Annotated in this window: 15 protein-coding genes; 10 read left to right on the top strand and 5 right to left on the bottom strand. The window is 58.1% G+C overall.

The genetic code is table 11. The features are described from left to right. The first annotated feature begins 104 nt into the window (after positions 1 to 104). Positions 105 to 2,018, top strand: a complete 1,914-nt coding sequence (locus ACQK2Q_RS12995) for a transglycosylase domain-containing protein (protein WP_425410166.1) — start codon at positions 105 to 107, stop codon at positions 2,016 to 2,018. Here the strand turns inward: ACQK2Q_RS12995 and ACQK2Q_RS12990 are convergent, their stop codons facing one another. Next, positions 2,019 to 2,747 carry a M48 family metallopeptidase gene (locus ACQK2Q_RS12990; protein ID WP_425410165.1) on the bottom strand — a complete coding sequence of 243 codons (729 nt, stop codon included), beginning with the start codon at positions 2,745 to 2,747 and terminating at the stop codon, positions 2,019 to 2,021. It abuts the gene before it with no gap. 131 nt (positions 2,748 to 2,878) lie between these two features. On the opposite strand from ACQK2Q_RS12990, the gene mutS reads away from it, so the two are divergent. The 6 genes from mutS to ACQK2Q_RS12960 all read left to right on the top strand — a co-directional run bounded on the left by mutS (position 2,879) and on the right by ACQK2Q_RS12960 (position 12,953). Next, positions 2,879 to 5,575 (top strand): DNA mismatch repair protein MutS, encoded by a 2,697-nt coding sequence (gene mutS, locus ACQK2Q_RS12985; RefSeq protein ID WP_425410164.1) that lies wholly within the window; start codon positions 2,879 to 2,881, stop codon positions 5,573 to 5,575. 43 nt (positions 5,576 to 5,618) lie between these two features. Then, positions 5,619 to 6,305, top strand: coding sequence for a hypothetical protein (locus ACQK2Q_RS12980; RefSeq protein ID WP_425410163.1), 687 nt, complete (start codon positions 5,619 to 5,621; stop codon positions 6,303 to 6,305). A 93-nt stretch (positions 6,306 to 6,398) separates the two neighbouring features. Then, the gene (gene glnD, locus ACQK2Q_RS12975; protein WP_425410162.1) at positions 6,399 to 9,113 is read left to right on the top strand and encodes a [protein-PII] uridylyltransferase; all 2,715 of its coding nucleotides are present in this window, start codon (positions 6,399 to 6,401) and stop codon (positions 9,111 to 9,113) included. A 58-nt stretch (positions 9,114 to 9,171) separates the two neighbouring features. Beyond that, entirely contained in the window at positions 9,172 to 10,767 is a 1,596-nt protein-coding gene (gene murJ / locus ACQK2Q_RS12970) for a murein biosynthesis integral membrane protein MurJ (protein WP_425410161.1), read from the top strand. Positions 10,768 to 10,796: 29 nt separating this feature from the next. Beyond that, positions 10,797 to 11,825 carry a tryptophan--tRNA ligase gene (gene trpS, locus ACQK2Q_RS12965; RefSeq protein ID WP_425410160.1) on the top strand — a complete coding sequence of 343 codons (1,029 nt, stop codon included), beginning with the start codon at positions 10,797 to 10,799 and terminating at the stop codon, positions 11,823 to 11,825. Between the two features lie 78 nt (positions 11,826 to 11,903). Next, positions 11,904 to 12,953 (top strand): glycosyltransferase family 2 protein, encoded by a 1,050-nt coding sequence (locus ACQK2Q_RS12960; RefSeq protein WP_425410159.1) that lies wholly within the window; start codon positions 11,904 to 11,906, stop codon positions 12,951 to 12,953. Here ACQK2Q_RS12960 and ACQK2Q_RS12955 read toward each other — a convergent pair. Then, on the bottom strand, positions 12,929 to 14,197 hold the full coding sequence (locus ACQK2Q_RS12955; RefSeq protein ID WP_425410158.1) for a flavohemoglobin expression-modulating QEGLA motif protein: 1,269 nt from the start codon (positions 14,195 to 14,197) through the stop codon (positions 12,929 to 12,931). The two genes, ACQK2Q_RS12960 and ACQK2Q_RS12955, sit on opposite strands and share 25 nt — an antisense overlap. Positions 14,198 to 14,308: 111 nt before the next feature. Between ACQK2Q_RS12955 and ACQK2Q_RS12950 the strand changes: the two genes are divergently transcribed. Together ACQK2Q_RS12950 and ACQK2Q_RS12945 are read left to right on the top strand one after the other, a co-directional pair. Continuing rightward, the gene (locus ACQK2Q_RS12950) at positions 14,309 to 14,872 is read left to right on the top strand and encodes an RNA polymerase sigma factor (RefSeq protein ID WP_425410157.1); all 564 of its coding nucleotides are present in this window, start codon (positions 14,309 to 14,311) and stop codon (positions 14,870 to 14,872) included. Continuing rightward, positions 14,865 to 15,233, top strand: coding sequence for a DUF6768 family protein (locus ACQK2Q_RS12945; protein ID WP_425410156.1), 369 nt, complete (start codon positions 14,865 to 14,867; stop codon positions 15,231 to 15,233). Before ACQK2Q_RS12950 ends, ACQK2Q_RS12945 begins: the two co-directional genes overlap by 8 nt. On the opposite strand, the gene ACQK2Q_RS12940 is transcribed toward ACQK2Q_RS12945, so the two are convergent. Further along, the gene (locus ACQK2Q_RS12940) at positions 15,230 to 16,126 is read right to left on the bottom strand and encodes an isoaspartyl peptidase/L-asparaginase family protein (protein WP_425410155.1); all 897 of its coding nucleotides are present in this window, start codon (positions 16,124 to 16,126) and stop codon (positions 15,230 to 15,232) included. The genes ACQK2Q_RS12945 and ACQK2Q_RS12940 overlap by 4 nt on opposite strands. Positions 16,127 to 16,240: 114 nt before the next feature. Here ACQK2Q_RS12940 and gpmA point away from each other — a divergent pair, with 114 nt between their 5' ends. Continuing rightward, positions 16,241 to 16,963, top strand: coding sequence for a 2,3-diphosphoglycerate-dependent phosphoglycerate mutase (gene gpmA, locus ACQK2Q_RS12935; RefSeq protein ID WP_425410154.1), 723 nt, complete (start codon positions 16,241 to 16,243; stop codon positions 16,961 to 16,963). 2 nt (positions 16,964 to 16,965) lie between these two features. Here the strand turns inward: gpmA and ACQK2Q_RS12930 are convergent, their stop codons facing one another. Further along, positions 16,966 to 17,295, bottom strand: coding sequence for a cell division protein ZapA (locus tag ACQK2Q_RS12930; RefSeq protein ID WP_425410153.1), 330 nt, complete (start codon positions 17,293 to 17,295; stop codon positions 16,966 to 16,968). Continuing rightward, entirely contained in the window at positions 17,288 to 17,530 is a 243-nt protein-coding gene (locus tag ACQK2Q_RS12925; protein ID WP_425410152.1) for a hypothetical protein, read from the bottom strand. The genes ACQK2Q_RS12930 and ACQK2Q_RS12925 overlap by 8 nt, the downstream gene beginning before the upstream one ends. Between the last annotated feature and the right edge of the window lie 25 nt (positions 17,531 to 17,555).

The following is a 17,555-nucleotide window of genomic DNA, read 5'->3' as shown; positions in this document are numbered from 1 at the left end:
AGCCTTCCAGTATGGCGGAAGTTTCCTGAAAAACGAAGTCAGGGCCCCCGTGCGCCGCTTTCGTTTACGCATCGTTAACCACAAGATTCGATGGATATATTGCGATGCCGAAAAGAACACAGAAATGTAAGGCCAAAAGCGTTGCGCCGCGCCGCCGGAAACGGACGTCCGGCAAAAAACGCGGCGTAAAGCGCTCCCGCAGCGCCCCGTTTTCACGAGCGATTGGCGAGCTGGGCGTTTTTGCTTTCACGGCGTTTATCGTTCTGGCGGCGGTGTTCGCCTATTTCGCCAGGGATTTGCCGGATACCTCAGCGCTATGGAAAGAGGGGGAGACGCGCCGGGTCACTCTGCTCGCCGCGGATGGCGCGCCAATTATGCGACAGGGGGTGGCGCAGGGCGCGCCCGTCAAACTTGCAAACCTTCCCGATTATGTTCCCGACGCAGTCCTGGCCGTTGAGGACCGCAATTTTTATCACCACTTTGGCGCTAATCCATTGTCGATCTTAAGGGCGCTGATCGTCAATGCGAATGAAGGCGCAGTCAGGCAGGGCGGCTCGACGATCACGCAACAGCTTGCGAAAAATGTATTTTTGACTGGCGAGCAAACAATCAAAAGAAAAATTCAGGAACTCATGCTCGCCTTCTGGCTTGAGCGTAAATTCACCAAACAGGAAATACTGACGTTATATCTCAATCGCGTTTATTTCGGCGCCGGCGCTTATGGCGTCGATGCGGCGAGTTATCGTTATTTTGGAAAGAGCGCGCGGCGGTTACAGCTCGGCGAAGCGGCGGTGCTTGCAGGATTGCTGAAAGCGCCCTCCCGATATGCGCCCACAAATAACCCCGATGACGCCGGCAGGCGGGGCCGGCTCGTGATTGAACAGATGGTGGAGGCGGGTTTTATTTCGCGTCAGCAGGCGGCTGACGTTATCGCCGATCCGGTGTTGCTGGCCCGGCCGCGTTTTGAAGCCGCGCCTTTTTTTATCGATCACGTCCTGCGCGAGCTGCATGGACTTGCCGGCGAGATCGACGCCGATCTTATTGTGCACACCACATTTGATCCGGGCGTTCAGGAGGCTGCTGAAAGCGGGCTCGTCGCCGGCTTTGCAATGGCGGGTCCGGATGTGGATAAGGTCGAGGCGGCGGCGGTCCTGATGGACGGCGAAGGCGCCGTGCGCGCGCTTGTCGGCGGACGCGACTACGCCAAAAGCCAGTTCAACCGCTCGGTTCAGGCGCAACGGCAACCAGGCTCGGCGTTCAAGCCTATTGTCTTTCTTGCGGGACTGGTCGCCGGGCAAACGCCGGATACGGTCATCGTCGATGCGCCCGTGTCAGTCGGCTCGTGGTCGCCGGGAAACTATAAGGATGAATATTTTGGCGAAGTCACTTTACGCGAAGCGCTGACGCGTTCGCTGAACAGCGCCGCCATCCGCTTGCAGGAACAAACAGGGCGCCAGCGGGTTCATGCAGTTGCGAGAGATATGGGATGGCAAGGGGCGTTATCGACAGGGCCCGCTCTGGCGCTTGGCGTCGACGCCATATCCCCCTTGGGTCTTGCTGGCGTATATGCGCCTTTCGCCAATGGCGGCTTTCGGATCGAACCGCATGTGATTGACCGTATAGAAACCGCTGACGGCGATGTCGTTTACCAGCGCACAGGATTGCTTCTTGCAGAAGCGGCGCCGCCCGCCGCTATCGCTGGCGTGAATGAAATGATGCAATCCGTTGTGGTCTGGGGCACCGGACGGGCTGCAAAAATTCCTGGCTACGTCACGGCGGGAAAAACCGGCACGACGCAGGCAAATCGCGACGCGTGGTTTGCAGGCCACGCCGGCGGCCTCGTCGCCGTCGTCTGGATTGGCAAGGATGACAACAGTCCGATGCAGGGCGTTACGGGCGGGCGCGCCCCGGCGATTATCTGGCGGGAAATGATGGCGCGCGCGTTGCCGCCGCCAGTCTATACGTCGCCACAGCAGGATAACGATCCTATTGCTTCGCTTTTGGAACCCGGCGGCTGATTATTTCGTTGCGACGCCGTAGGTGAAAAGCTTGGGCCCTTCATTTGTCAACCAGGCCGCCGCGCCGCGGGCGTCGACGCCGAGTTCACGCACAGTGCGCCAGAACGCCGGAGAATGATTCATATAGATGAGATGCGCGCATTCGTGCGCCGCCACGTAATCAAGAATATGCGGCGGCGCCAAAATCAATCGCCAGGAAAAAGATAAAGCGCCATCCGATGAGCACGAGCCCCAACGGGTGCGCGCATCGCGAATATGTATGCGCCCATGCGTTTTACCGAGTTGCTGTGAATACTGACTGACCTTTTGCGTCAGGCGGCGGCGCGCTTCGCGTTTCAGCCAGTCAGAGACCCGGCGATTTAAATGTTCGGGTTGGCCGCCAACGCGGATGGCGGGTAGCAAATCGCTGTCAATGCGAACGGCGCTGCGCGATGAGGGATCGCTGATAATAGTATGATAGACGCCTGAAAGCGGAACACGCATGCCGGGGACAAAAGGTTTGCCGCGCAGCGATTCGCTCAACTGCGCCGCGATCCAGTCGATTCGGTCATGTGCAAATTTTATCGCTTCGGGTATGGCGCGCTGCGAAGGCGCGGTCGCCAGAATTTCCCCAGCCACAGGATCAACCTTCAATATCAATTGCTTGGCGCGGCGATTGACGCGAATGACGAGCGGCGTTTGTTGCTGGCCGACGGTAATTTCGGTTCTTGTCGTGTGACTCGCTGGCATTGGACTCTTATATTCCGGTTTCACATATCCTTGCGGGTTTTCTAAAAAGATCAAACCTTTCTCACTGCGAGAAGAAAAAAGTTTTTTAGCCGCGCGGATGTTCGTCAACTGTTGAGTTTCGGGGATCGGGATTGCCCAAGCAAACAAAAAAAATCGCGTCGACTTCCAAGTCGCAGCCAACGCCGATGATGGCGCAGTATTTGTCTATAAAAGAGCGGGCGGAAAACGCGCTGCTGTTTTATCGCATGGGCGATTTTTATGAATTATTTTTTGAAGACGCCGTAAAGGCCGCCAGCGTGCTTGATATTGCGCTGACAAAGCGCGGCCAGCATGACGGCGAAGACATCCCGATGTGCGGCGTTCCGTTCCATGCCTATGAATCCTATCTTGCGAAACTAATTCGCGCGGGTTTCAACGTGGCTATCTGCGAGCAGATGGAAAGCCCCGAGGAAGCAAAAAAACGCGGCTCAAAATCTGTTGTGGCGCGCGATATCATCCGCACGGTCACGCCCGGCACTGTTGTTGAGGATTCGCTTCTCGACGCACGGTCAAATAATTTTCTGGCGGCGCTGGCCTTGTTGCGCGGCGGCGAAGAAGCAGCCCTGGCCTGGGTCGATGTATCCACCGGTGAGATCGCCGTATGCGAGACAAACAAGAAGCGCATCGGCGCAGACATTGTCGCCATATCGCCCAAGGAATTGATTGCGCCGGAACTGCCGGACGAGCATCCCTGGAAAGAAACGCTCGCAATGCAGTTGAACGGCGTTTCGGTCACGCCGCAGGCGCCGCAATATTTTGACTCCGCCGCAGGGCAGCGCCGTGTTCTGGAAGTCTACGCCGTCGCCTCGCTTGACGGCTTCGGCGATTTTACGCGTGCAGAATGCGGCGCGCTCGGGGCGCTATTGAATTATGTGTCGCTCACCCAGGCGGGGCGTATTCCGGCGCTGAATCCGCCGCGCCGCGCCGCCGCCAGCGAGGTTATGGCCATAGATGCGGCGACGCGCATTTCGCTGGAGATACTGAGCACGCAGGCAGGCGCGCGAAAAGGATCGTTGCTCTGGTCTGTCGACAACACTGTGACCGGTCCGGGCGCCCGCCTTCTGGCGGCGCGCCTGTCGGCGCCGTTGACCGATTCCGCGGCTATCAGGAACCGGCATGACGCCATTGCGTTTTTTCAAAACGAAACGGCGCTTTGTGATGACGTGCGCGCCGACCTGAAAGAAACGCCCGATGCGGCCCGGGCGTTATCTCGCCTGGGAATGGAACGCGGCGGGCCGAGAGATCTTGGCGCTTTGCGAGACGCACTTATGATGGCGCGAAAAATCGCCAATCTCTTGGTTGAGTCTTTCGGCGCGAGCCCGGCGCCTGTCGCCCTCGCCGGCGCCGTGAGCGCGCTTGAAGACAAAGACGGCGAAGGCTTTTCCGCGCTCATTCAAAGATTGAAAGAAGCAATTGGCGACAATCTGCCGATGCTGGCGAGAGACGGGGGCTTTATTGCTAAGGGTTACGATCCCGGCCTCGATTCCGTCCGTATGCTGCGCGATGAATCCAAACGGATAATCGCCGGACTTGAAACCCGATATCGTGATTTGACCGGTCTTAAAGCGCTCAAAGTTCGCCATAATAACGTCCTTGGCTATTTCGTGGAAACGACCGCCGCGCACGGCGATAAATTGACGGCGCCGCCGTTGAACGAAACCTTTATTCACCGTCAGACACTGGCGAGCGCAGTGCGTTTTACGACGACCGAGCTTGCTGAACTTGACGCCAAAATCGCCCGCGCCCGGGATGAAGCGCTAGCGCGTGAACTTGCGCTGTTTGAAGATCTTCGCGGCTTTGTGTTGTCCCGGCGCGATGCGATTTCAGCCGTCGCGTCAGCGCTTGCGGAAATTGACGTTTCGATCAGCGGCGCTGTGCTGGCGCGCGACCGGCAATTTGTAAGGCCCCTCGTTGACGACAGCCTTGCATTCGATATCAGCGGCGGGCGTCACCCGGTGGTCGAGCGGGCCGGATCGGAACCGTTCATCGCCAATGACTGTCATCTCGGAGACGATGATAACGGCGCGCAGCTCTGGCTCGTGACCGGTCCCAACATGGCAGGGAAATCTACATTCCTGCGCCAGAACGCGCTGATCGCAATCCTGGCGCAATCAGGGCTTTATGTTCCCGCCAGCGCCGCGCATATGGGCGTCGTTGACCGGGTTTTTTCAAGGGTTGGCGCTTCTGACGACCTGGCGGGCGGGCGCTCCACTTTTATGGTGGAAATGGTGGAAACGGCCGCGATCCTCAATCAGGCCAGCGCGCGGTCCCTTGTGGTGCTGGATGAAATTGGCCGCGGCACCTCGACTTTCGACGGGATGGCCATCGCCTGGGCGGCTGTGGAGCATCTGCATGACGTGAACCGCTGCCGCGGGTTATTCGCCACGCATTATCACGAGCTGACGGCGCTCGCGGAGAAACTCTCCCGGCTTACGAATGTCTCAATGCAAGTGCGCGAATATAAGGGCGCGGTTGTATTTCTGCATGAAGTCGGCGCAGGCCCGGCGGATCGATCTTACGGCGTCGCCGTGGCGCGACTTGCGGGACTTCCCGAAACAGCGCTTGCGCGCGCTGAAGCCGTTCTCGCCATGCTGGAGGAACGCCGCAAAGAGACCGGTGGTCTGACGGACTTGCCGCTTTTCGCTGGGGCGCCGCCAGCGCAAACGCCTGAAACCTCGACCGATGAAGAATTGATCAGCGCACTGAATGCGCTCGATCCGGACTCCATGGCGCCGCGTGAAGCCCTTGAGGCAATTTATCGGTTGAAATCCATTTTGGATCGTCTATGAGGGCGCAAAGGATCGCCTAAACACCTGAAAAGACGACAGTTTTGTGACAATTGGCCTGTTGAAAAAATTCATGACGCTCGCGCTTGGCGGCGCTATTTTTTTAAGCGCCGCGAGTGCAGAGCCGCCGCAGACCGCCCTGCAACGCGATGATGCAATCGCCGCTTTCCGTGCTGGCGATTACGAAAACGCGTGGCGCATGCTGCAGCCTGTCGCGGCTGCAGGCGATGTAAAGGCGCAGCGTTATCTCGGTCACCTTCTTGTCTCCAACAAGCTCCCCGGCGCAGCGAAGAACAGCACTGCGTCGGGCGTTGCCTTGTTAAAGACCGCAGCCCTCGCTGGCGATTATGTCTCTTTGATCAAACTTGAAAACATGCGCCGCGCCGATGAACATCATGCGCCAAGCGTTGAAGATATTGTCCTGATCGAGAAAGCGCTGGCGGAAAATGGCGATCCGGTAACGGCATGGCGTCTCGCCAACCGCTACGAAAGCGGCGAAGGCGTGGTGCGCTCCCGGGACCTGGCTGAAAAATGGTTGGTCGTTGTCGCTTCTGGCCGCGCGGAAAAATTTCCGAAAACGCGCGAAGCCGCATTCCGGTTATGTGAAATGAACGCTGTCGAAACAGGCGGCGAAGGCGTGCAGAAAGCGAAAAAATGGTGCGCGCAAGCGGCTGAATACGGCCATGCAGGCGCCGCCATCATGCTTCGCCGTATTGCCCGGGCGGCTGGTTAAGACTTTTTCAGACTGTTGAATTTGCCTGCGCAGCGCGCGATGATTGGAAGATTCGATTCATCATCAGTGCTTAGGCGGCGGTAAATCGTCCTAGTGACCAGCAAGACAGCCTCTTCGGGCGAGCTCTCATATCTCTCTCGCAAATCCCTTGACGATGCGCTCCGCGCTGCCATTGAGGCGGAACGCGCCGGCCAGGATCACGGTGCGACCGGCAAGGTGTTGAAAAACGCGATCACACAGCTGCGCCGCCAGACCATGCGCGACGTCGTGCGCGGGGACCGCATCGCGGCGCGATTGTCGAAAGGCGTTGAGGAGATGATCGTCACGCTGTTCAGGCATGTTGGTGAAAACGTCAAAGATGAAATCGCGATCTGCGCGGTCGGCGGCTTCGGCCGGGCTGAACTGGCGCCCTATTCGGACGTCGATCTTTTGTTCCTCCATCATGAGCAGCATGCTGAAGAGCTGACAGACAAGTTGAATGACATTCTCTACCCGTTATGGGATTCAGGAATGAAACTTGGATATTCGGCGCATTCCCCCGACAGCGCCGTCAAATTCGCAAAAGGCGATATCGTCGCGCGAACCGCATATCTTGATATGCGGCTCCTGTGCGGTTCCGCAGCGCTATATGATGAATTCGCCGCCGCCTTTAACAAGCTGCGCAAACGCACCGTTCCGGAATTCGTCGCCGCGAAACTGGAAGAACAAAACGAACGCCAGGCGGAGATGTTTGAAACGCGTTATCTGGTCGAGCCGGATATTAAAGAGGCGAAGGGCGGCCTGCGCGATCTGCAGACAATTCGATGGCTCTATAAATACGCCTATGGCGACGACATCGGCAAAAGCAAGGCTATCGATCGCATCATGAATGCAACCGAACGCCGCGCGCTCGCCAAATGCGAACGATTTTTATGGTCCGTGCGGGCGCATCTCCATGATTTTCGCGGGCGTGCGGATGAAAAGCTGACATTCGACGTGCAGCCTGAAGTCGCCAAAAGGCTCGGCTACGCTGACAGAAAAAACATGACCGCCGCCGAACGCCTGATGAAACATTATTTCGTCAATGCGGTGGAAATTGGCCGGCTTACCCGCATTCTGTGTGCGCGTTTGGAGGAAGAGCGGACGAAGCGCCTGCCGAGGCTGCCCCGATTATTGCCGCGATCGCTGCAACAGGACGAAGCGTCCGGCAAACCGAATTTGCGGCTGAACAACGGGCGGCTCGATTTTGAAAGCGCGGCGCGAGCGCGTAAAAATCCGAGGGATTTATTTCGTTTGTTTCGCGCATTCGGCAGGCAGCCCAAATTTGATTTTCATCCTGATGCGCTGGCTGTCGTTTCAGAGCAGACGCCAAATGTAACGCGCGAGATCCGGCGCGATCCGGAAGTCGCCAAACTTTTCACCGGTATCTTGTGCGAATCCGTCGACCCGGTGCGCGTGCTGCGCATTATGGAAGAAACCGGTTTGCTGGGGAAATATATTCCGTCTTTCGGCTCAATTGTGGGCCGAATCGATTACGGATTGTATCGCCGGTTTACGCTTGACGAGCATGTGTTCCGTTGCGTCGGACTGTTGCATCAGATCCGAAAAGGCAAACTGGCCACCGAACATCCAATCGCAACGCAGATTGTTCAGAGGACGGACAATATTCTGACCTACTATCTGGGCGTGCTCATGCATGAGGCGTCCTGGTCGTTAAAGGAAAAATCAGTGTCGGGCTGCGAGAAGCTGGTCACGCGCGTCGCCAAGAGGCTTGGGCTGGATGATGGGCAGGCGTCGGCCGCAGGCTGGGCGGCGGCGCGCCATCTTCTGCTGGTGAGAACCGCTGAGCGCCGTGATCTGACCGAAAGTCACGCCATTTCGGCATTCGCAAAAGCTGTCGGCTCGCGCGAAAAACTGGATCTGATGCTGGTTTTATCCGTTTGCCACTTGAAGGTTGTGGGCATTCAATCGTGGGATGAGATTACACGCCGTCGCATAACGGAGCTCTATGATCTCGCGGCCCTGTGTCTCGACTTTGGAGACGATGCGTTAGAACAAAAACTCAAAGAACGCGCAAAAAGCGTCAAGCGGGAAGCGGAAACCCGGCTCGCCAATTGGAGCAAAAAAGAGAAAGAAGCCTTTCTCAACCGCCTGGATGATTCGATTTTGCGATCGATCAATCCCGATATCATTGTCCGGTTTGCAAAACTTGCGCGGGCGGCGGAACATGATGCAGCGAACGCCGCTGTGGTCGTGACGCCTCGGGAAGGCGATCTAGAAGCCATCGTCTATACTGATGACCGGTCCGGGTTGCTTTCCGATCTGGCCGGCGCCGTGGCGGCGACGGGCATGAGCGTCAGAACGGTGCAGGCGCTGACCACCAATGACGGTAAGGCTATTGATGTTTTCATAATTCAATCGCCGGACGGCGCGCCGCTCGAGGATACGGAACAATCCCGCCGGCTGCATCAGGCGCTTTTGTCGGCCGCTTCCGTGAAACCCAAATCGCCGCCGAAATTACGCCGCCGGCTTGGCGACAGAAGGGAAATTTTCACCGTTGAGCCGCATGTCAGAATTGAACTGGACGCCTCAAAGGACGCCATGGTGGTGGAAGCCGAAGGGCTCGACCGGCCGGGGCTGCTTTACGAGCTGACGGCGGCGCTGGCTGATGAAGGCGCGACAATAACGTCAGCCCATGTCGCCACCTATGGCGAGCGGGCGGTGGACGCCTTTTATCTGCATAATGACGCCGGGCGTAAATTATCGGACGCCGCCGCCCTGAAACGCATTGAAAAGACCTTGTTAAGCGTGCTTTCGGCTGGTTCGTAACGGTGAACGGCGTTAAGCCCTCATTCGAACAAAAAGTGGGCGTATCATAAGCTGACAGATGAGCGGGAATCTTTTCAAATCGCTGGCGACTGTTAGCGGCTTAACCATGTTGAGCCGTGTTTTCGGCTTTGTGCGTCAGATTTTCATGGCCGGCGTCATCGGCGCGGGCGGCAATCCGGTCGCTGATGCATTCTGGGCGGCCTTTCGCCTGCCGAACATGTTTCGCCGTCTGTTCGCTGAGGGCGCCTTTCATGCGGCGTTTATTCCGATGTTTCAGGGGCGCAAGGTCGACGAGGGAGAGGCGGCGGCCAAGATATTCGCCGAAGAAGTGCTTGCGAGCCTTGTCTTTATACTGACTTTGTTGACGGCGCTGGTGGAATTGGCCGCGCCGCTGTTCGTTTATCTTATTGCGTCCGGTTTTGAAGACGATCCTGAAAAATTTGCGCTCACCACATTATATTCGCGGATCATGTTTCCCTATCTGATGATGATGTCGCTGGTGGGGCTGTTGAGCGGCGTTCTCAACTCGCTTGGCCGGTTCGCCGCTTCCGCCGGCGCGCCGCTGGCGCTGAATGTGTGTCTGATTACGGCGATCCTGCTTTATGCGAATGCGGATGTGGAGGTCACGGGAAAGGCGGCGTCATGGGGCGTATTCGCAGGCGGGCTGGTGCAACTCGCCATTCTGTTTTACGGCGCCTGGCGTCAGGGGTTTTTGTTGCGGTTGCGCATGCCCCGGCTGACGCCCGCCATGAAGCGGCTTTTTGCGCTTGGGGCGCCGGGCTTCATCAGCGCAGGCGCGGTGCAGATCAATCTGATTATCGGGACAAACATCGCAAGCCAGGAACCGGGCGCCGTGTCGTGGCTGATGAACGCCGATCAACTCTATCAGCTTCCCCTCGCGATTATCGGCATCGCGCTTGGGGTCATCCTTTTGCCTATGCTTTCCGAACGCGTAAAAGCGGGCGATGAGAAAGGCGCCGCGCGCGCGCTCAACCGGTCGCTGGAACTTTCAGCGGTATTGAGTCTGCCGGCGGCGGCGGCTTTCATCATCATGGCGGAACCGATATGCGATGCGCTCTTTCGCGGGATCGCCGGGGATGCGCTCAGCGTATTCGGGGTCCGCGGATCCGCCTTCACAGCGGAAGATGTGCGCCAGACGGGAATGGCGCTCGCGGTATTTGGGCTCGGCTTGCCTGCGTTTATCTGGCAGAAAATTTTTCTTCCGGCGTTTTTTGCGCGCGAGGACACCCGAACGCCGATGAATTATGCGCTTGTTTCAATCGCCATCAATACGGTGCTGGCGCTGGCGCTGTTTCCATTCATGGGTTTTATCGCCGTAGCCGCGGCGACGGTGATCGCCGCCTGGACGCAAGTGTTGCTGCTGGCGCAAAAGCTATACCGGCAAAAACGATTTCTGCCCGGCGGCCGGCTCGCCGCCAGGATTTTGCGCGTCATGATCGCGACGGCGGGCATGTCGGCGTTTCTTTTCTGGACGCTCCCGCACACCGAAGGCGCCGCGCGCTATGTGTGGGGCCGTGAATGGATTGCCGTCATATTGTTATCCGGCGCGGGCGCAGTGCTATACGCGGTTTTCGCCTATGCGCTTGGCGCCGCGCGACTTGCGGACTACAAGCGGCCGCCTGGCGCTTCCTGAGCGCGGCAAAATACACGATGAGCAGTATCATGAGCGATTATAAAGGTCCGACGCGCGTTTTATCCGGCATCCAGCCTTCCGGCGGGATGCATCTGGGAAATTACCTTGGCGCGATCAGAAAATTTGCAGAGTTGCAGCATCAATATGAATGCTATTTCTGTGTTGTTGACATGCACGCTATCACCGTATGGCAGGATCCGGCCCGGCTGCGCGCACAGACGTTTCATATTGCGGCCTCATATATCGCCTCAGGCGTTGATCCTGACAACGCGGCGATCTTTCATCAGTCGGGCGTGCGCGCCCATGCGGAACTCGCCTGGATTTTCAATTGTATCGCCCGGCTTGGCTGGCTCGACCGGATGACCCAGTTCAAGGACAAGGCGGGCAAGAATTCCGAACGGGCGTCTGTCGGTCTTTATACCTACCCGGTTCTTCAGGCGGCGGATATTCTCGTTTACAAGGCGACGCATGTGCCGGTGGGCGACGACCAGAAGCAGCATCTCGAGCTGTCGCGCGATATCGCCGCGAAGTTTAATCACGACTATTCGGCGCCGGACTTTTTTCCGCTGCCCGAGCCGTTGATCAAAGGCCAGTTCGGCGAGGCCGGTGCGCGCATCATGTCGTTGCGCGACGGCGCGGCGAAAATGTCGAAGTCCGATGCGTCTGAAAATTCGTGTATATTTCTTTCCGATGATGCGGACGCCATTGCGAGGAAAGTCAAGAAAGCCAAATCCGATCCGGAGCCCTTGCCGTCGGAACCGGCCGGACTTGAGGGGCGGCCGGAAGCGGCGAACCTCGTTGGCATTTACGCCGCGCTTTCAGGCAAGTCGCCCCCGGAGGTTCTTGCTGAAATCGGCGGGCAGGGCTTTGGCGTTTTCAAGCCGGCGCTGGCCGACCTTGTGGTCGATAAAATCGCCCCGATTGGCGAGGAATTGCGCCGGCTTGAAGCTGATCCGGCGTATCTGCAAGGCATTCTTGAAAAAGGCGCAGCGCGCGCCGCCGCCGTCGCCGATCCGATCGTGAAAGAGGTCAAGGAAATCGTCGGTCTGCTAACCTGAAGGATTTGTGATAGCATTCAAAAACATGGTTACGCGTTTCTTAATTGTTAACGCCTCACGCTCATTTTGGGCCGTGTTATGACTGCTATACGGCAAACATCAAAACCGCCTTCACGCACGCGGCCGGACAATCCGCTGATCTCTATTATTGCGCCCTGCTATAACGAAGCGGCGTCCGTAAACACTTTCGCCGACGCCATTTGCGCGGCGCTGAACCATGCAGACTTTCGGCACGAAATTATTTTTATCGATGACGGCTCCACCGATGCGACGCGCGAAACGCTCGCCGCATTAGCGGGAGCGTCGAAGACTATTCGCGTCATCGCGCTGTCCCGTAATTTCGGCAAGGAAGCCGCGCTCTCCGCCGGGCTCGATCATGCGCGGGGCGACGCGGCGGTCGTCATGGATGTCGATCTGCAGGATCCGCCGGAATTGATCCTCGATTTTGTTGAAAAATGGCGTGAGGGCTACGACGTTGTCTATGGCGCGCGCGCCGACCGCACCAGCGACACGGCGGCGAAGCGGATATCCGCAAACGGATTTTACCGCCTGTTCAACCGCCTTTCAAAATTAAAGCTCCCCGAGGATGCAGGCGATTTTCGATTGATGGATCGCCGCGTGGTGAGGGTGATCAATGCATTGCCGGAACGCTCGCGCTTTATGAAGGGCTTGTTCGCCTGGGCGGGATTTTCGACCGCCGGGGTTCCTTATGTGCGCCCGGAACGAACGTCCGGGGGCAGCAAATTCAGCTTCTGGAAATTGTGGAACTTCGCCCTGGACGGCATCGTCAGTTTCTCAAGCGCGCCCTTGCGCATCTGGAGTTATGCGGGCGTCGCCATCGCGTTTTTGTCCTTCCTTTACGCCGCCTTTATTGTCATGCGAACGCTCATCACCGGCGTCGACGTGCCCGGCTATGCCTCGCTTGTCGTGCTGATCTTGTTTTTCGGAAGCGTTCAGTTGATTTCGATCGGCGTGCTTGGCGAATATATTGCGCGCTTGTTTATGGAAGTGAAGCGCCGGCCGGTTTATGTAGTTGATGAAGTCTACGATGAAACCGGCGCAAAAAGCGGCGCTAAAGATTTGACCGAACAGGTTCGCGCCGCTTACTCGGAGAAAAGCGCGTCATAGCGCGCGGAGACGGACTTCAGATCGATCTCGTTCAAAAACGTAGAATAGGCGAGATAAGACAGCAAATAGCGTAAATCCTTCGCCCATGGCGGCATGTATTCGGGCTCCGCCAGCAGGCCGGCGTCGCGCAGAAACCGCATTGCATTCAAATCCTCAAGATCAATTTTACCAACAAACAAGAGCCGGATAAACGCCGCATCGCCCGTGCGGATGGCGGCGCGCAGGTAGTTATGCACTTCAAGCAGGCCCTGCAGATAAATTGAATCTTTCGTGCATGGGCCGCCGCCGTTCACCAGGCCGCCGCGCACCACCCGGCGCGCGCTTTCAAACGCCTCGAAAGGCGCATCAAATTCGCTCTGTTCACGGAAGAACTGATAAAGCTCCAGAAAGTCCGCGCCATTCGCCGACATATCGATGGCGATGACGCGGTCGGCGAGCCGTTTGAAGCGGCGCGGATCAAGCGAGCCGGAAATAAATTCCGCGAACACGGCCAGCCCTTCCTGCGTGCGCGCATTGCCGGGGAACGCTTCGCCGAGAACGGGAAAATGCGGCTGCGCCGCGCCGTTCATGCCGGTGGCGATGTGCACGAGCGCTTCATGCTGCAAGAGCTGGACTTCGTCGGCTTCTGAAAAAAGAGCGTCCTGGCGCAATTTGATATAGTCGCGGCCTGCAGCCGCCTTCGCTGAGACGTTCTGCGTCACGTCTACACGCGGCGCCGCTTTCCCGAAATGATCGGGTAATGCGCGATCGAGCCGGGCTTTGAGATTTTCCGCGCTCAAGGACAGCGGCGGTTCGAGCTTGTGCGCAGGCGCGTCAAAATCGGTCAGCAACTGGTCGAGGCGCAACGCCAGATCAAGCGCCGTCGATTTGCCGTCGGCAATCGGCGACGTGGGCCCGCCGTAAAGCGCGCGCGAATGGCCGTGAAACATCGATGTCCCGACAACGCTTAAAAGAAGCGCCGTTTCTTCCGTAATATCGGCGAAGCGTTTCAGCCATTGATGCGCTTCGCTGTCGCCGTCGATGAGGGCGCGCGCCTGGAAGACAAGCTCGAGCGACGGGTCCGGATCGATTTTTTTATACGCCGGTTGCGGCGGCTCGCGCTCGCCGCTTTCGAAGAAGGCGTCAGCGAGACTGCGGTCCCAGCTTATGGTGCGCAGGACAGGCAGACGCATTTCCGCCGCGCGCAGCATTTCAGCGGCCGTTTTTAGGGTCTCCAGCTCTTTGTCGCTGATTAGAGCGGTCATCTATAATCCTTTTTAATCAAAAGGTTAAGCCATTTCACCGGACGACTGAACCGGAAGGGGCGCCAATGCGACTTACCTCATAACAATGCGCCAGTCATAAGCGGGAACATAATGGGCCGTAGCACGCAAAGACTGTTCGATGAATATCTGGCCGCAGCAGCGCGTGCGGGCGATCGCGCGGCGTTCGAGCGGCTGGCGGCGCGATGGCAACCAAAGCTCGCGGCGCATGCCTATCGGCTGGCGGGCGAGCCGGATCTGGCGCGCGACATTGCGCAGGACGCCTGGGCGGATATTACAAGAGGACTGAGCAAACTTGATGACGTGCGTGTTTTTCATGCGTGGGCGTTTCGCATCGTAACGCGGCGGGCGGCGGACGCTATCCGCCGCCGTCAGCGGGACAGGAAGCTGATGGACGCCTATGCGGCGGACGCGTCCCGTCTGGATTATGAAGGCGCGCATAACGCGCCCGATTCTCCGAATGCGCGCCTCAGCGCCGCCCTGAATGCGTTGCCGGCGCCGCAACGCGCGGCGATTGCGCTTTTTTATCAACAGGATTTGAGCGTTGCGGAAATTGCTGCAGCGCTGCGGATTCCGGCGGGCACCGTGAAGACCCGCCTGATGTATGCGCGCCGCAAATTGCGCGCCGCGCTGGAAGGAGAAGAAAGCAATGGATGACCTCGATAAACAAATTGAAGACGTCTTAAATGAAGAAGACCGGGCTTTGCTGAAACAGTTTCCCGAGCAGGGATTGATGGGACAAATCAAATCCGTTTTTCAGGGACGGATGGCGTGGGTGTCGGTAATGAGCCTGATTGTCGGTACGATCCTGAATATCGCATTCTTTTACGCCGCCTGGAAATTTTTTACGATTACCGACATTAACGCAAAGCTCCTGTGGGGCGGCGGCGCATGGTTTCTGGCCACCATGGTCGCCTTCATGAAGGTGTGGTTCTGGATGCGCATGGAATCGAACCGGGTCTTGCGCGAGCTAAAGCGTCTGGAATTGCAGATCGCCCGAGCGGTCAAGAGCGATTAAAAGGTGGCGGCGAAAATTTCCTGATTGGGCCCGAAGCCGGCGCGTTTCATGCCGTCGGAATTCCAGGCGAAGGCGACTTCGCCTTCGCGCGATACCGCAATGACGCCGCCGTCGCCGCCAAGCTTGCCGACATCCTTGATCAGGCTGGCCGTCGCCTGATTGAGGCCGGCGCCCTGGTAGCAGACACGGCTTGCTACATCCTGCGCGCCGCCGGCAAGAATAAAATATTCGCCGAGCCCCGTGCATGAGGCCGCGACAAATTCATCCGCCCACGTACCGGAACCGATAAGCGGCGTGTCGCCGACGCGGCCTTCAAGCTTGCCGAAAACGCCGCCGGTTGACGTACCGGCCGCAAGGCGTCCATCGGCGTCGAGCGCCACAGCGCCGACTGTGCCGTGGCCGAGTTCAGCTTGCGTCATTTCCGCGGGATCGACGCCAACCGGAACAACATAATAACTTTCAAGTTCATCGACGAATTCAAAGCCTTGCCGCGCGCAGAAGTTTTCCGCGCCGCGTCCGGCCAGCATGACATGAGGCGTTTTATCCATTACGGCGCGCGCCGCCCTGATGGGGCTTTTCAAATGTTTGACAGCGGCAATGGCGCCCGCCTTGCGCGCGTAGCCGCCGGATTCAGACGCCATGATCGATGCGTCGAGTTCGGCGTATCCGGCCTGATTGGGCGCTGCGCCTTTCCCGGCGATGTAAAGACCGGAGGCCTCCATTTCGGCTACGAGGGTTTCGACGACGTCGATTGCAGGGGCGCCGTCCTTCAAGAGCGTCTCACCCTGCCGAACGAGTTCGAAAAGGTGCTGTTCGGCCTTTGAATAGTCCCGGCCCCGGCGCGCACCGGCGCCGCCGTGAAGGGCAAGCGCAACATTCGGCTTTTTAGTCATTGATTGCTTCCTGACAGAGAATTTCCCTTCCTTACTACTCGTGACGGCGAAGTCTAGCCAAGGCTGCGCCCAGCTTCTAAGAGACGGAAGAACAAAAACGAGGAAAGCACCGATATGACGCGTCTAGCGCTCGTTCGTCACGGCCAGAGCCAATGGAATCTTGAAAACCGCTTTACCGGCTGGGTCGACGTCGATCTGACGGACAAGGGCCGCGCCGAGGCTGAAAAAGCAGGCGTTCTTTTAAAGCAAACGGGAATTGAGTTTTCCGCCTGTTACACGTCCGTTTTGAAACGCGCGATCCGGACGTTGTGGCTGACGCTGGATAAGATGGACCGGATGTGGCTGCCGGTGACGCGAAGCTGGGAATTGAACGAGCGCCATTATGGCGGTCTGACCGGTCTGAACAAAGCGGAGACGGCTGAAAAACACGGCGCGGATCAGGTGAAAATCTGGCGGCGCAGTTACGATATTCCGCCGCCCGAAATGGAATCCGGTGCCGAGTTCGATCTGAGCGCTGACCCGCGCTACAAAAGCTCCGGCGTCGTCGTGCCGGGGACAGAATCACTGAAACTGACGCTGGAACGCGTGCAACCGTATTTTGAAAAAGAGATCGCGCCGCGTATCAGGTCAGGCGAATCGCTGATCATTGCGGCGCATGGGAACAGCTTGCGCGCGCTGGTGAAGATTTTGTTCGACGTTTCCGACGACGATATCGTGAATGTTGAGATTCCCACGGGGAATCCGTTGCTCATTGAAACGGCGCAAGGCTCGCTGAAGCCGGTTTCGGCGGAATATCTTGATACCGAGCGCGCCACGGCGCTGCCGGCTATCGGTTGACGCTATGCGTCTTCCAGCCGCGCCGCCATCTCGCTGACGCGGTGGGCTGCGGCCTCTATCGCGCGGCTCGCGCCGCCCACAGTTTCAGGGTCCAGGGCGTCGCCTGCGTTTTCGTAATCCTGAGCGGTTTCTCTGGCCTCGAACAGCTCATCGCAGATGGTAAGCGCCGACAACAGCATCAGGCGCGCATCGCCGATTTGCCCGAGATCATCGACCATATTTGTCACGCGCTTGTCGAAATACGCCGCGATGCGCTGCAGACGTTCTTCCTGACCTTCTTCGCAGGTAACCTTGTACTCGCGTCCATTGACGCGGATTTCAACTTCACTCATCGGCGCCTCTGTTTGCTCCGTCATCTTCAGCCAGGATCGATTTTATGTCGGTAATCGCGGCGGCGACCCCCTGGCTCGCGTGGTCGGTCGCTTTTCGCGCGGTCTGCGCCTGGCGTTTCGCGGAGGCGATGGAATCGCTGCTGGCGTCCAGATCGCCGAGGCGCGCGTCGAGCTTTGTTTCCAGCGCCTCGAGCGCGTCGGCCAGATTGCGCACTGATTTTTCTAACAAAGTCATGAGCGCTCCTTAAAAGCAGATCGAT

Source organism: Hyphococcus sp. (assembly GCF_965228385.1).
Lineage (GTDB): Bacteria > Pseudomonadota > Alphaproteobacteria > Caulobacterales > Parvularculaceae > Hyphococcus.
This window is presented reverse-complemented; position numbering and strand designations above follow the sequence as displayed.

What these genes read in the sequence shown, in the direction of transcription:
- ACQK2Q_RS12995 (WP_425410166.1), top strand. Translation starts at nt 105, where the DNA reads ATGCCGAAAAGAACACAGAAATGTAAGGCCAAAAGCGTTGCGCCGCGC.
- ACQK2Q_RS12990 (WP_425410165.1), bottom strand. Translation starts at nt 2,747, where the DNA reads ATGCCAGCGAGTCACACGACAAGAACCGAAATTACCGTCGGCCAGCAA.
- murJ (WP_425410161.1), top strand. Translation starts at nt 9,172, where the DNA reads ATGAGCGGGAATCTTTTCAAATCGCTGGCGACTGTTAGCGGCTTAACC.
- trpS (WP_425410160.1), top strand. Translation starts at nt 10,797, where the DNA reads ATGAGCGATTATAAAGGTCCGACGCGCGTTTTATCCGGCATCCAGCCT.
- ACQK2Q_RS12960 (WP_425410159.1), top strand. Translation starts at nt 11,904, where the DNA reads ATGACTGCTATACGGCAAACATCAAAACCGCCTTCACGCACGCGGCCG.
- ACQK2Q_RS12955 (WP_425410158.1), bottom strand. Translation starts at nt 14,197, where the DNA reads ATGACCGCTCTAATCAGCGACAAAGAGCTGGAGACCCTAAAAACGGCC.
- ACQK2Q_RS12950 (WP_425410157.1), top strand. Translation starts at nt 14,309, where the DNA reads ATGGGCCGTAGCACGCAAAGACTGTTCGATGAATATCTGGCCGCAGCA.
- ACQK2Q_RS12945 (WP_425410156.1), top strand. Translation starts at nt 14,865, where the DNA reads ATGGATGACCTCGATAAACAAATTGAAGACGTCTTAAATGAAGAAGAC.
- ACQK2Q_RS12940 (WP_425410155.1), bottom strand. Translation starts at nt 16,126, where the DNA reads ATGACTAAAAAGCCGAATGTTGCGCTTGCCCTTCACGGCGGCGCCGGT.
- gpmA (WP_425410154.1), top strand. Translation starts at nt 16,241, where the DNA reads ATGACGCGTCTAGCGCTCGTTCGTCACGGCCAGAGCCAATGGAATCTT.
- ACQK2Q_RS12930 (WP_425410153.1), bottom strand. Translation starts at nt 17,295, where the DNA reads ATGAGTGAAGTTGAAATCCGCGTCAATGGACGCGAGTACAAGGTTACC.
- ACQK2Q_RS12925 (WP_425410152.1), bottom strand. Translation starts at nt 17,530, where the DNA reads ATGACTTTGTTAGAAAAATCAGTGCGCAATCTGGCCGACGCGCTCGAG.